Here is a 14,448-nt window from a genome sequence, read left to right as displayed (position 1 = left end):
CATGTCAAACGAACAAATCGACATCGCCATCGTAGGCGGCGGCGTTTCCGGGGTGTACAGCGCCTGGAAGCTGCAAAAAGAATTTCCCGGTCAAAAGATCGTCGTATTCGAAGGAAGCGACCATATAGGCGGCCGTCTGCTCTCCGTAAGACCACCCAATATCCCGGATATGGTGGCGGAACTGGGCGGTATGCGTATACTGGAGAACACCCAGCACCTGGTTGTAAAGCTCATTGCAGACCTGAATGTAATATTAAAGGAGGCGGGTAAGCCAACGATAGACACCTATGATTTCCCGGTTGATAAGGACCAGAACATTGCATTCCTGCGGGGCATATACCTCCGTTTGGCGGATTTTACCAAAAAGCCAGATGAAGTGCCTTATAACCTTTCCTTCCTGGAAAATGGGAACGGACCTGGTACCATCATCGTAAATGCCATTGAGCAGATAGTGCCCGGCATTACAGATCCCGGCCATACCGAAGAAGAACGCCGGGAAATGGCAAAAAATGCCAAGTTTGACGACATTCCGCTGAATGAATGGGGATTCTGGAACCTGCTGTACCGCGTTATCAGCAGCGAGGCATACCAGTTCAGCATGGATGCCGGCGGGTATGATTCCACGTTGGTGAACTGGAATGCGGCAGACGCTATTCCCTGGTACTTATCTGATTTTGGTATTAACCCAAAATATAAAGGGTTTAAGAATGGATTTCAGCAGGTGCCTATTACACTGGCCGATCTGTTCAAGGCCGGCGGTGGCGATATACGCCTGAACCGGCAGTTGGCGAAATTCAAATTTGAAGGTGGCCCGTTTGAACTGACTTTTAGTGACGGAGAGGTCATCAACGCGGGCAAGCTAATCCTGGCTATGCCGCGCCGCGCGCTGGACCTGCTGATGCCAGAAAGCCCAAGGTTGGAGCAGATCAAATCCCTTATCAGCAGCGTTACCCCACGCCCCTTATTTAAGCTTTTCACTACCTATATGAGCCCGTGGTGGCGTATTGCCGGATATACCAATGCAGAAGGCAAGTTTGTGCCATTGGAATCCGGCCGTTCTGTTACGGATCTGCCGTTGCGGCAAACCTATTACTGGCCCAAGAGCGATGGTACCCCGGCCACCGGCGGAAGGTCTATGTTGCTGGCCAGTTATGATGACGGTAACAATACTGGTTTCTGGGACGGCTTAAGGCCCAGGCGTAGTGAGGCCTGGTCAAAAGGCGGGGGCCGTCCAAAACTCGCTGATCCTTTCATTGGAGAAGGGGAGCAAGGCGCCAAATCCGGCAATGGGGTAAAGGATGGCCTCAACCAGACCTGGGACATGTACGAGGCCCCCAGGCGTATGGTGGAGGAAGTTGCCCGTCAGTTACAGCAGATGCACAACCTGGATTATTGCCCGGCGGTAAAAGACGCCGCTTTCCGCGATTGGGGCGAAGATCCCTATGGTGGCGGATGGAATAGCTGGAACATTGGGGTAAAGAGCGCAGAGGTAAGGGATAAGATCGTACATCCAATGGACGATTGTCTCCTGTATATTTGTGGCGAAGCCTACTCAGACGCCCAGGGATGGGTGGAAGGCGCCCTCCAGACGGCAGAGATCATGCTGCCCCATCTTTTAAACAAAACGGAGGCCAAAAAGCAGGCAAAGCCCGCAGCAGCAGTGGCGCCTTAATGCTTAAAGAATAATAATGCCCGTAAGCGCTGCGTTGGTATGTGCTTACGGGCTTTTTTACTGATTTTCAACACCTTGTTGCAAATAACCCGTAGGCATATGCCCGTTTTAGGGGAGCCGGTAAAAGCTGGTTACCTCCGGGAAAGATCGGTCACAGCCATGCGCAATTGACAAATGTTGTATCTTCGCGCCCGGTTTTTGTAGATCAGTTACCATGCAATCAGAGAATATAAAGCAACGTTCTTTTCCGGTATACAGGCTTTTGTTAATGTTACTGTCTGTAGCATTTGGCGCCCATGCTTACGCGCAGGTAAAAACGCCTGCCGATACCTCGCAGGAAGGTATGATCCGTAAGCAGGAAAAGCCGGTGGATACCCGCGCCGATCTTAGCAAGCAATACGATTTCGGAGATATGTTGAACGATATCCTCCGGCCAAAACGGAAAGCTGACTCTACGCGAAAAAGGTCTGCTATCACCGTAGTGCCTAATATAGCCGCCAACCCCACCATCGGGTTCCAGATAGGCATAAAGGCAGTTGCAGGTAAGGTATTGGGGAATGTGCCCCACACCTATATGTCCACGGCCGCCACATCTGCTTCCATTACCACCAAAGGCATTCTTTACTTTTATTTTCTTCATAACATCTTTACGCCAGGCAATAAATGGAACCTGCAGGGTAGCATTGTTGCCTCCAAATCCGTTACGCCGGATTTTGGGCTGGGCATAGGGCAGGCCTCCAATAAAAGCCCGGAAGATTATATACTGACTAACCCGGAGCGGAAACCTTATGTATGGCATTCAGAATACTATAAGTTCTTCGAAAAGGTATATAAAGAGATCGGGCATAACCTTTTCCTGGGCGCAGGGGTAGAATTTGAAATGAGAAGGCATCTCAACAATCCCAAATATGACTCTATACTAACACCGTTTGAGATCTACAATGAACGGTATGGGTTTCCGCAGGACCACTATGTGGCCAGCGGTTTCCTGTTCAATGTGCAGTATACAACGCGTGACAATCCAAACCGTGCCTATAAAGGGGTGTATATAGACGGAGGTTTCCGTGTGAATCAAACCTGGGTAGGCAGCTCAAAGAACTCATTACAGTTTACCTATGATTTCCGGAAATATTTTAGCTTATCAGCCCGTACACCGGAACATGTGATCGCATTCTGGAGCTGGGGCTCCGGCGTAGTAGCCGGCGCAGTGCCCTACCTGGAACTGCCAGGTACCACCAGGGATCCCAGTTTTCGTAGCGGCCGCGGTTATACCGGCGGTTATTTTAAAAGTACCCAGTTCTTTTATTCAGAAACGGAATACCGTTTTCCTATAACCAGGAATAAGCTTTTCAGCGGTGTGACTTTTGTAAATATTGAATCTGCGAATGATAAATCAGGCACCAGGTTGTTTGAGGTATGGCAACCGGCTGCCGGTTTAGGTTTGCGTGTGCTGTTTAATAAAGCAACGCGTACTAACCTGTGTTTGGATTATGCATGGGGCAGGTATGGGACGAAAGGGTTTTTCCTGAATTTGAATGAGACGTTTTAGTAGCTGATTAATATATAGATCCCTGTACTATGAAAAACTTTTTAATGGCCGGCTGGGCATTATTGCTGTCGGTTTTCGGCTGTAGAATAGAGCCGCATGCTCCACTATTCCCATATTGGGAGAATAACAAATTTGGATATATTGATAACCAGGGAAAGGTGATCATACCTGCCCGGTTTAATGCTGTGGAAGAATTTTCCGAGGGGGTAGCGAGTGTAAGGGAAGGTGGTTATTATGGATACATAAACCCGAAAGGGGAGTGGGTGATACAACCGGTATATGACTATGCACAGCCTTTTTCTGAAGGCATAGCGGTAGTCTATAAAGGAGCAAAAGCAAATTACATCCGCCGTGACGGAACGGTTATTTTAGAGATCGATTGCGCCGAAGCGGGCGCGTTTTTGGATGGTAACGCCATGATAGAATCCCGGAACAAAAAATACGGTGTAATTGACACCAGTGGTCATTTTATCATTGATACCCTCTATACGGATATTACCCCGGTTAAGGGAGGTTCTTTTATCATTTCGCCATCTTATGATAGTGCGTACATTGTTAATAGAAAAGGTGCTGTAATTGTTCCCGTGGGAAAGTATCGCGGAATAAAAGAGATTGGTGAGGGATATCTGCAGGCCGCTGTACTGGATACAGTCCATCATAAAGAAATAAGTGCCTTACTGGATCCCGCCGGCAGGGAGTTATTCCGGAAAGGGGATAGCCAGACATATTTTAATATGGAAATGTCTTCAGGAAAGCTAACATTCGAGGAGTACATATCTGGTCATAAAGCTATCTATGGTATAATGGATAAAGCAGGTAACGTGATCTATGCTGACAGCACCTTTGAATCCATATTACCATTCCGGGGGAATAGATCATTTATCCGCAGGAGATATGCTCACTATGTTATTACGGGGGACGGCAAAATACTAACGGCAGGCTTCGACAGGCTGCTGAATGATGGGTTTGTAAATAATAGGGCTTTTGTTGAGACGAACTCTAAATGGGGCGTGATCGATACCAATGCTAACTATATTATTCAGCCAAAATTTAATGAAATAATGAAGCCGGGGCTTGTAGGTGGTGTCTTTTTCTTTAAAGGATTGCCAACCCGCACCGGCAAATCCACTTTTGGCTTTGCGGACAGCAGTGGCAAAGTTATATTACAGCCTTGCCTTGAGAACTATGATGTGGCCGGATTTAGAAACGGGTTGCTGCGCTGTGTGTTAGATAACAGCATCGCCTATATTGACCGGACCGGTAAAGTCGTGTGGCAGGAAAAAGCAGATATGGGGCTGCGCTTGCTTGATATTGACTACATGCAACGTGCGTATGGCTATGTTGCACAGGAAATGGGTGAAACGGCTGTCTATAAAACTTATAATGAAGGATGGTCACTTCCCCGGAAGATCAGCGCTGGAACGAACATGCCAGCTGGTAGTCTTTGTCTGCAGGTACAGACCAGCTCACGGGATACTTTCGAAAACAGGTATAGTGGGTATAGCGTTTCCATCTATAATAATACGGACACCAGTATCCTGTTTGATACGCAGGATAACGGGCTGTACTTGAAAATGCAGGCTTGCATTAATAGCGAATGGAAAGATATTGAATACATACCGTCGAGCTGGTGCGGAAACAGCTACTATAAAGTTGAGTTGGGATCCAAAAAATACTGGCAGCTGCAATGCCCTGTTTATATAGGGAGCATAAAGGCGAAGCTCCGCATGTCGCTTGCCTACAAATTAGGGCGTGACGATGATGACATTGTGATATACAGCAATGTTTTTGAGGGGAGCATTAACCCGGGCCAGTTATGGAGAAAGGAAGGTCATCAGGCGGTAAATATCATGGATCCATATATGGATTGAGTGTTAAATTATCGCCCCCGATATAATCCTTTTCAACACTGATCTTTCAGATATCGTGATCTCTATCACGCCATCACAAACACCAGACAACACCGCCGCTTGTCCCAGCTTTTTATCAGACACGGGATCCAAACTGCCCCAGAAAGGACAATGCCCGCTAACTGCCACCGGTGATATATCATGGATAGTGCCTTGCAAGACCACCCGTTCACCGGAAATGCGGTTCTTCGCAATGATCACATTCACCCTGGCGCCTTTTATGTTTTGTTTGGCATACATGGCAGGCAATGTTCCCCTGAACTCGTAATGGGCCTGTCCCGGGATAACAACAGCCAGCGTATCATTGCCCTGGAAAGCGCCAAAAGGCTCCACCACGCCGGCATAGGGCGCAATAATGGACCGGCTGTTACCGCTGGTGTCTGCAACAACGGCCAGCACGGCCTGTGCATTTACCGGGCCATTAGTTTTTTGCAGGGTGACCGTTTCACCAGCTTCCCGTTGTACATAGAACAATGGCGGGGTCAGTACCAGTTGTACATCAGGGGTGATCACCACAGGGTAACTTATAAATGCGCTGGCTAATAAGAGCATAAATAAGGTGCTGAATAAGGCGGTGATGCCCCATCTCACCATCCAGCCGGGCGTTTTTCCTATGATCTCCTGTACTTCAAAGGAATGTTGATAAGCGCTTTTCTGTATCATATAACGTCTTTATTTAGATATGATCCGGCGGTTGCACGGGCTCTTTGCCTGGCAATACAGGATGCATAGTATTTCATTAAGTAATGATGTATGACCAGTTCATGCACGCGTTGGTTAGCCACGAAGATCCTGTTAAGGAACATATGGATATAACTGGGCAGTAGTTGCTCCGTTATATCCGGCCCTGCCACGCCTTGTGCGGCAAGCTGCATGATCTGCTGATATAACTGCCGGTTGGCGGCAGATCTTGTATTAAAGATATCCGTAGCGGCTGCAGATACCGGCAGTGTTTCCAGGGAGGTTTCCAGCACAGAGGCGATGATCTTGCTGCTGTCGCGGAATTTGTTGTTCAGTTGTACGGTAAGGGCGGCATTGCCATTGAACTCATGGAAATACAAAGCCTGTTCCCGGGTAAGGAAGGCCAGTTTTTCCGCCAGCGTGTAACCAAAATCATCCAGCAGGCAGTCTACCCCTTTTATAGCAAACAGCCAGCGCTGGTATTCCGCATTGCCGGTGTGGGCCAGTTGCAGGAGATGAATAACGGCGTTGCTGTCGTAGAAAAAAAGCGCTTCGCTGGTCAGTATAGTTGGCTCCTGGTAGCGCTCAATTTCGCGTATATAGGTATCGTATTGTATTTTTTGAACAATGCCGTGTTCCAGGTAATAGGCAAAAAGATCTTTTATCCGGGTGGTGATCTCTTCGCTGAAATGCGGATCATGCCCGTTGTAAAAACGGATGCGGATATGATTGTCCGGGTCCTGGTAGCGGATAAAGAACCATTGTTCGATCACCTGTTCTTCCAGCAGGGAGGTCACCAGTGGAAGCAGTACTTTGGTCAGCAGCTTATCGACCCATTTGGTGCCACAGTAGATCTTTACATACAGCCATTCGCTGCCGGGTGGGAAGGCCCTTTTAACCGTGCCGCTGCGCCGTTGGGCCGGAACGGCGGGTAACCTGGACTGAAAGCCCGTATTACGGATAGGGATGATCACCTCGTTGGTGTACAACCCATTGTTACCGGAGATAAGCTGGCTATCATCATCAAACAGGTATTCATACAGGATGATGTCTTCTTTACGGAGTTTATCGGTTATCAGCTGGTGCGCAAACTGGCAGCTAAGATCTACCAGTAGTTCATTATCCCCTTCGGATAATACTACTTTGTCAGGCAGGCGGTATTTTTGCCGCAGGGCGTCTATCCAGGCGTTTGCATCAGTGGTATCTGTAATGGTATCAAATTCCGCTTTTGTAATGAACCAGCGGGCCCGCATCAGTATCAGCTGTTGATAGGTGATCCGGGGAAGAAAGGGCTGCTCCTGCAGAAAATCCCATTCCCACTGGATAGCCCAGGTATGGTATTGGCTTTGCAGATCGCAGAGGAACTTGTAGGCCGGCAGGCCCCGGGTAAAATCATGGGCGCTGGTAAGGCGGGGCACTATCTCTTTATTGAGCCGTTTAGAACGTAATACCACCCGGTTATTCGTCACCGTTACATACAGGTCGCTTACCGGTATCTGGAAGATCTCCGGTACGGAAGCATTGCCCAGGAAAGGGATCTCATAACTATAGAGCTGCGGTCTTAACAGCACGTTGCCTGTGCGGCCTTCCGGCAGGTGCACTATTTCTGCGATGATCTTATCCTTATGCATTTCCTGCTCATACAGGGCGCAATCCTTTAGGGCGGCTTCCAGTTGCGGGTTACCGGCGGCAAACCTTCCCAGCAGGATCAGGGCGCTTGGCCCGCCGCAGGCTTTCAGGGCAAGGTTAAAATCGCCTTTATCCAGGGCTTCTGACGAAGAGGCAATAAAGCTACCCATGAGGAACAGGGTAGCCGGCAGGTCCGGCGCGCCGGTGGCCGTATTCAGCTTGTCCAGGTCCGCATCCGTTAATGCTATGGTATAGGTATTGTCCTGTTGTGCGGCAATAAATTTTTCCAGCACCAGTTTTTTATAAGGGGTCCATTCTGTCTGTGCGTTCTTTTTACTGCCAGGCAGGACCAGGTCATCTATCAGCGGGGTAAAGCTGGTATTCTCACCGGAAACAATGCCATAGCCTATGCCGGTTTCACTGTCTAGCGCCACCATTAGTGGAATTTCCTGTTCTTCGTATTTATGATGGAACCTTCGTTTGAACTCCTGGAGATCTGCATTTTCAGGCTTTATACCCAGCACGGCCAGGCGTTGTACCTGGCGGGCGAGCTTTTCGATGGTGTCGCGGCTAATATAGTTGGCGCTGGCATTAAAGAACAGGTCTACCTGTATCAGGTCTTTTCCGGATACCTCCGGAAAATGTGTTTTGATGATGTCCTGCACGGACATGTAGCCTTTAACGCCGCTGTCCTGCATGGCCAGCAGGTCACGGATCCCGGCCATTGCGGCGGTCAGGTCGTTATTAATATGATGTTGTTCTAGTTGGTCTATGATGGCGCCCAGCGTGTCTGGCCCTGTGATGGTAGGGTGCAGGGCAGATATGAGGATCTGGTTCTGTATAAGGGTATGGATAAAGATAATGGCATTATCCTCCGGTATGTCTGCGGAGGTAAGCGTATGTACCAATTCATGGATACCGGCGCCGGCTGCCGCCGCAGTAATGATCCTGTTGATATAGGGGCTATCGGAGAAAGTGCTCAGGTAATAATGCCGCCGGGTATCCTTTACCTGGTATTCGAAATAGCGCCAGGTATCGCCTATCATGTAAAGGCTGGTATTGGGGTAGAATTTTATATGGGCGCTGATATCGGCCCGTTTTATGAGCTCGTTGGATATGGCGGTGAGATAATTCATATCCAGGCGGGCTATTTTTTGCCACTCATGGGCGGCGCTTAGCTGGGTGCCGGCTTTGTGTACATAACCCACCGCGCAGCCGGCAAACAGGCCATAGGGAGTACAGCGCGTGCTCATCCGGAGCAGGTATTTATAGAGCGAGAGCGCCAGCTTGCGCTGCCTGGGCGTATACTGCGGCTCATCGTCCGCCAGCCATTTCATCATCTCCGCATAAAGCTCTGGTGTGGCCAGGTAAATGGCTTCCTGTAACAGTGGGTTCCCAAACAAGGCCTTTATTTCCCGGATCAGCGCATATTCGTCCTTACACTGCCGGTGAAGCTGCAGGATCTGGCTATAGGGTAAAAGCGGTATCCTTAATAAGTAGAAGTCAAATGGTAATAAATGCTTCATGGTACGGTAAGTTTTGCAAATCAAGTTCCTTCATGTCATTTTCCGCTGTGCCTGTTGGCTGCCATTACCGCCTCCAGGTGAAACCATCCCGCTCACCGTACTCCTGCTACTGCGTGTGAACAAATTACATATTGTCGGCCATATTGGTTTCATCCTGCGCCTGGTCCATAAAATGGTAAGCCGGTACGTAGGGGCGGTTCTCTTCGCCTCCGCCCAATACATTAGACAGCTCATATTCATTATACGCTTTGAACTCTTCTGATGAAAGGAGATCCGTATTGCTGTGCGTAATCTCTTTACGCCTGAATAATCCTGTAAACATCTTGTTCGTTTTTATTGGTTTTGAAATTTACCTGCAATATTTCCAAAAACGGCCGGGAGGGAAATTCTTTTCGACAAAAATGACTGATCTTACGACGAAATGAATGGAATCACAAACTTCCGGATCTGGCAGCTCAGCGCTGGCGTTCTTTCGTAACCCGTTGAACTTCATTGAGAAAAAGGGTGAAACTGGCAGGTTTGCTAAGATAACCGTGTTCCGTGTTTAGTCTGATATCCTCAATAAAGGACAACGGGTACGCAGTAACTATAATAAAGTAACAGTCTTTCTGTATCAGCCGGGTAATGTTTTCCCTTTCCACCCCTCTTATATTAATATCAAGGAATATAAGGTCTACCCGCTTGTCTTCTACCAGTTGTTCCGCCTTTTGCAGATCATCTGTTTTGATCACCAGCTCCAGGCCCGCTGTTTTCCGGATATAGGATTCCAGGAGATCCAGCGCCAGGGGCTCGTCATCTACTATGGCGCATCTGTATTTCATGTGAGCTTTTCCCTGGATTGGCCTGTTATTGGATGATGATGGTGGTAGGGGAGGTAGTAGGAAAAGATGTATCCTCGATCCGGTTGCTGGCATTGGCATTTTTATCCGGGTTGATGTTTTCAATGGTACGCGGATCTGCCTTGGAGACAATCTCTTTGTCAAGGACAAGCATCAGGGACTGTGAGGGAACATTTGTCTTTTTCATAGCTGATTTTTTGGAAGGGTTATAAATTGTTTTTATTACCACCCAAAGATGCGGATAGAAAATATTTCCGGCATTTCTTTTAGACCAAAAGAAGCAGTTGTACGACCAAATGGATCATTTCAGGCGAACCGCCCTGTCCGGCAGGCCGCTATTCCTCATCACCACCGTAATTGCTGATGCCAAGCCGCTTATTAAGCTCCTGTTTATACTGCTTGGATATAATGATGGACTCATTATTGATCAGCTCTGCCGTATTGCCCATAATGGACCGGATAGCATTGGTTTGTACAATATAGGACTTATGGATACGGATAAACAGGTCTGCCGGCAGGCTGGCCTCAATATTCTTCATCCGCATGTAGGTGACCACGTTCTTTTGTTTTGTAACGATCTTTACATAGTCTTTCATCCCCTCTATATAGTAGATATCATCAAACAGGATCTTAGAAAGCTTGTAACCGTCTTTCACAAAAAAATGCGCGGTCTGTTGCGCCAGGGCCCCTTTTACCGGTTCCTGTCTTTTCTGGAGGATGTTATTCCGCGCTTTGTTCACCGCCTTCAGGAAGCGCTCAAAAGGAAAGGGTTTTACCAGGTAGTCTATCACATCCAGCTCAAACCCGTCTATCGCATAGTCCGGGAAAGCGGTGGCAAAGATGACCAGTGGTGGGTTAGGCAGGGAGCGGATCATCTCTATGCCATTGATCTTGGGCATCTGGATGTCTGTAAAAAGAAGATCGACAGGTTGTTGCTGGAGGATGTCTGTTGCATCAAAAGCATTTTCACAGAATGCCACCAGTTCAAGATAGGGGATCTTTTCTACGTAGCTAATCATAAGGTCCCTTGCAAAGGGCTCATCGTCCACTATAAGACATTTAATTTTCTGTTCCATATCAGCTGATTGTTAATTTCATGGTTACTTTGAACTGATCTGAGGCGTCGTCAATAACGAGTGAATGTTTATCCGGATAAAGGAGCGCCAGGCGCTTTTTTGAGTTAACAATACCTATACCGCCTACTTCCCTTTTTTTTACCGGTGTTTCTTCTTTACTGTTGGCGGCAATGAAACAAAGATGGTCGCCATCCACGTGTATGGATACCTTGATCCAGCATTTATCAATAGCGGCGTTATGGGAATGTTTAAAGGCGTTTTCAATAAAAGGGAACATCAATAAAGGGGCTACCTGCTGCTCCTGGATCTGTTCCTGGTCGCATTCGAACAGGATGCTCGCCTTTTTGCCATATCGGATACTTTCCAGGTCCACATAGTTTTTGAGAAAGGCAACTTCTTTTGACAGCTGTACCATCGGGGTATTGGAATCATATAAAGTATACCGCATCATGTTGGATAGGTTCAGGATCAGATCCGCCGCCAGCTTGTCATTTCTGATGGAAAGCGCGTAGATATTATTGAGGGTATTGAAAAGGAAATGGGGATTGAGCTGCGATTTCAGGAAATCGATCTCCAGGTTCAAATTATCCCGTTCAAGACGCAGGGTGCGCGTGGTAGCCCGGATAATATCCAATACCAGCTTTACGGACATACTTGGGGCAATTGTCATAATAATGGCCAGGGAATATTGCAGCGCGCGGCTAATAGAAACCGCCTCAGAGAAGCCGCCGTGCACCAAACGTTTTACGGGCAGCTTTACTTCTTCATTGTGGATAGTAAATGCGGAATCAACAAATAGGGCGGTCCAGTAATTGATGATACACCAGGCAAGAAAGGGAAGGAACAACAGGATAATACCAACCAGGAAACGCCCACGCTGCAGCAGCCGGGGGATGATGAAATAGAATATCGGATAAAAGAAGATCATTGCGCCTAATGTGTTCCGTAAGGCAAAGATCAGTTCCACGCCAAGGGAATCCGGGAACAGCACCAGGTAAGTGAGGGTATAGAGCAAGGTATGCAGCACCCACATCACCGTATGCGCGTAGATCCGGACACGGGGGGTATAGAATTTCTCAAATCCCGATGATGTTAACCAGTTCAATATGTTTTGACCGGGTTGGGATGGGCCCGGAAGGGTTTTACGTCTAAAACTTAATGACATTCGTCGAAGGGAATTTCGGGTTGCGTTAAATTTTGGTTGTTTTAACAACTAAATTATAAGAAAAAGTCAAACAAATAGCAAACTTTTTTAAAATCCACCCCACATGTTATTGAACTTTCCGCATTATAAGCAACATGACATGATGGATTGCGGGCCAACTTGTTTAATGATCATCAGCAAATACTATGGTAAACTGTTAAACATTGAAAACATCCGCAAGTTATCTGATATTGGCAAAACAGGGGTATCGCTGCTGGGTATTTCGAAAGCGGCGGAATCCATGGGCATAAGGGCCGTGGGCGGTAAAGTTACATTTGATAAGATGTCTGACAATGCGGTGCTGCCCTGTATTGCACACTGGCGCAGGAATCATTTTGTGGTAGTATACAAAGTAAGCGGCAACAGGGTGTATGTGTCAGACCCGGCATCGGGATTGGTGAAATATTCCCGGGACGAATTCCTGGAGAACTGGGCCTATACCTACCAGGGCCAGAAAGCAGTAGGGGTGATACTGCACCTGGAGCCTACGCCTGTATTTTACCGCCGGGAGGATGAGGCGCCCAGGAAAGGGCTGGGATTAAAGTATCTGTGGGACCATGTATGGCATTATAAAAAGCTGGTCATCCAGCTATGCCTGGGCATCCTGGCGGGCAGTGTTATTTCGTTGATATTCCCTTTCCTTACCAAAGGCATCATTGATATTGGCATAGAAAATAATAACCTGCGCTTTATATACCTGATCCTTGCCGGCCAGCTGGTATTGACTGCCGGCCAGTTCTTTATTGACCTGGTAAGGGGCTGGGTGCTGCTGCATATCACCAGCCGTATCAATATAACGGTGTTGTCTGATTTCCTGCATAAGCTCATGAAGCTGCCCCTGTCTTTTTTTGATACCAAGCTAACGGGGGATCTGCTGCAAAGGATAGAAGATCACAAACGGATCGAAGCGCTGCTTACCGGCAGCTCCCTTAATACGCTGTTCTCTTTGCTTACGCTGTCTGTATTTAGCGGTATCCTGCTGCATTACAGCGTCAGTATCTTTTGTATATTCTTTGCAGGCAGCGCTATTTATTTCCTGTGGCTCATCGTTTTCCTGAATAAGCGGAAACAGCTGGACTTTAAACGTTTTGAGACAAGGGCGCAGAACCAGGCAAAAACCCTGCAGATCATTAACGGCATCCATGAAATAAAGATCAATGATAATGGCACGCAAAAGATCTGGGATTGGGAAAGGGTGCAGGCCAAACTGTTCCGGCTTAATCTGAGAAGCCTGTCGTTGAACCAGTATCAGCAGCTGGGCGCGCTGTTCATCAACCAGACAAAAGACATCATTATCATTTTCCTGGCCGCCACCGCTGTATTGCATGGCAAATTAAGCATAGGCGATATGATGGCCATACAGTTCATCATCGGCCAGATGAACAGCCCTATTATGCAAATGGCGGGCTTTCTCCAGGTAATGCAGGATGCCCGGATCAGTATTGAACGGCTGGGCCAGATCCATATTCTGGATGAGGAAGAAAGGCCAGAGATGAATTTACACGGCTATCTGCCTGTTTCCAGGACCGTCCGCTTTAGCGATGTATCATTTGCTTACCCCGGCGCCGGTAACCAGCTTATCCTGAAGAATATCAACATGACCATTCTCCAGGGTTGTACCACGGCCATTGTAGGTACCAGTGGAAGCGGTAAGACCACTTTATTTAAACTGTTGCTGAAAACATATGCCCCCAACGAAGGCAGGATCCTGATAGGGAATGATATGGATTTCCGGAATATCAGTCCGAAGTACTGGCGCAATCAATGTGGAATTGTTATGCAGGATGGGTTTATTTTTTCGGATACCATCGCCGGTAATATCATCATGGGTGATGAGCACCCGGACCCGGATAAGATCGATAATGCCCTTACCGTAGCTAACCTGCATCAGTTTGTAAGCGACCTGCCGTTGGGATTAAATACCAAGATAGGGGCAGATGGGAAAGGCATCAGCGGCGGACAGAAACAGCGCATACTCATCGCCCGCGTAGTATATAAGAACCCCGAATATATTTTCCTGGATGAGGCCACCAGTGCGCTGGACGCTAATAACGAGAAAATGATCATCCAGCACCTCAACGATTTCTGTAAAGGCAAAACGGTAGTGGTGGCAGCCCATCGTTTAAGCACCGTTAAAAACGCGGATAATATTGTAGTGCTGCATAAAGGTGAAATAGTAGAGCAAGGAAAACACCATGAATTAGTGCAGCTGCAAGGGCATTACTATCATCTTATAAAGAACCAGCTGGAGCTAGGTAGTTGAACCGGGTATCTTTTGTCGCGTATGCTGGTCATTTTGTCTAATAATTTTTGAATACCTGTGCCGAAAATAGAATTTAGATAATGTAGTCCAAACCCTCCC

11 protein-coding genes are annotated in these 14,448 nt (G+C 47.7%); 4 read left to right on the top strand and 7 right to left on the bottom strand.

Going from position 1 to position 14,448, the window contains the following annotated elements:
• Position 1: 1 nt before the first annotated feature.
• The 3 genes from F0L74_RS13635 to F0L74_RS13625 all read left to right on the top strand — a co-directional run bounded on the left by F0L74_RS13635 (position 2) and on the right by F0L74_RS13625 (position 5,092).
• Positions 2–1,672 carry a flavin monoamine oxidase family protein gene (locus F0L74_RS13635; protein WP_149838403.1) on the top strand — a complete coding sequence of 557 codons (1,671 nt, stop codon included), beginning with the start codon at positions 2–4 and terminating at the stop codon, positions 1,670–1,672.
• 268 nt (positions 1,673–1,940) lie between these two features.
• A complete protein-coding gene (locus F0L74_RS13630) occupies positions 1,941–3,221 on the top strand; it encodes a BamA/TamA family outer membrane protein (protein ID WP_149838402.1) in 1,281 nt (426 codons plus the stop codon).
• Positions 3,222–3,250: 29 nt separating this feature from the next.
• Entirely contained in the window at positions 3,251–5,092 is a 1,842-nt protein-coding gene (locus tag F0L74_RS13625; protein WP_149838401.1) for a WG repeat-containing protein, read from the top strand.
• Positions 5,093–5,095: 3 nt separating this feature from the next.
• Here F0L74_RS13625 and F0L74_RS13620 read toward each other — a convergent pair whose 3' ends face one another.
• From F0L74_RS13620 to F0L74_RS13590, 7 genes are all read right to left on the bottom strand, one after another.
• Complete coding sequence (locus F0L74_RS13620; RefSeq protein WP_149838400.1) at positions 5,096–5,794, bottom strand: hypothetical protein; 699 nt, start codon at positions 5,792–5,794, stop codon at positions 5,096–5,098.
• Positions 5,791–8,967: a lantibiotic dehydratase gene (locus F0L74_RS13615; RefSeq protein ID WP_149838399.1), complete on the bottom strand. Its 3,177-nt coding sequence runs from the start codon at positions 8,965–8,967 to the stop codon at positions 5,791–5,793. The genes F0L74_RS13620 and F0L74_RS13615 overlap by 4 nt, the downstream gene beginning before the upstream one ends.
• Before the next feature lie 124 nt (positions 8,968–9,091).
• Positions 9,092–9,289: a hypothetical protein gene (locus F0L74_RS13610; RefSeq protein ID WP_149838398.1), complete on the bottom strand. Its 198-nt coding sequence runs from the start codon at positions 9,287–9,289 to the stop codon at positions 9,092–9,094.
• A 133-nt stretch (positions 9,290–9,422) separates the two neighbouring features.
• The gene (locus F0L74_RS13605; protein ID WP_188315995.1) at positions 9,423–9,788 is read right to left on the bottom strand and encodes a LytR/AlgR family response regulator transcription factor; all 366 of its coding nucleotides are present in this window, start codon (positions 9,786–9,788) and stop codon (positions 9,423–9,425) included.
• Positions 9,789–9,813: 25 nt separating this feature from the next.
• Positions 9,814–9,993 (bottom strand): hypothetical protein, encoded by a 180-nt coding sequence (locus F0L74_RS13600; protein WP_149838396.1) that lies wholly within the window; start codon positions 9,991–9,993, stop codon positions 9,814–9,816.
• A gap of 148 nt (positions 9,994–10,141) precedes the next feature.
• A complete protein-coding gene (locus F0L74_RS13595; RefSeq protein ID WP_149838395.1) occupies positions 10,142–10,882 on the bottom strand; it encodes a LytR/AlgR family response regulator transcription factor in 741 nt (246 codons plus the stop codon).
• A 1-nt stretch (position 10,883) separates the two neighbouring features.
• A complete protein-coding gene (locus tag F0L74_RS13590) occupies positions 10,884–11,987 on the bottom strand; it encodes a sensor histidine kinase (RefSeq protein WP_188315994.1) in 1,104 nt (367 codons plus the stop codon).
• 163 nt (positions 11,988–12,150) lie between these two features.
• On the opposite strand from F0L74_RS13590, the gene F0L74_RS13585 reads away from it, so the two are divergent.
• The gene (locus tag F0L74_RS13585) at positions 12,151–14,349 is read left to right on the top strand and encodes a peptidase domain-containing ABC transporter (protein ID WP_149838393.1); all 2,199 of its coding nucleotides are present in this window, start codon (positions 12,151–12,153) and stop codon (positions 14,347–14,349) included.
• Positions 14,350–14,448: the final 99 nt, after the last annotated feature.

The sequence above is a fragment of the Chitinophaga agrisoli genome (assembly GCF_008386695.1).
Taxonomy (GTDB): domain Bacteria; phylum Bacteroidota; class Bacteroidia; order Chitinophagales; family Chitinophagaceae; genus Chitinophaga; species Chitinophaga agrisoli.
This window is presented reverse-complemented; position numbering and strand designations above follow the sequence as displayed.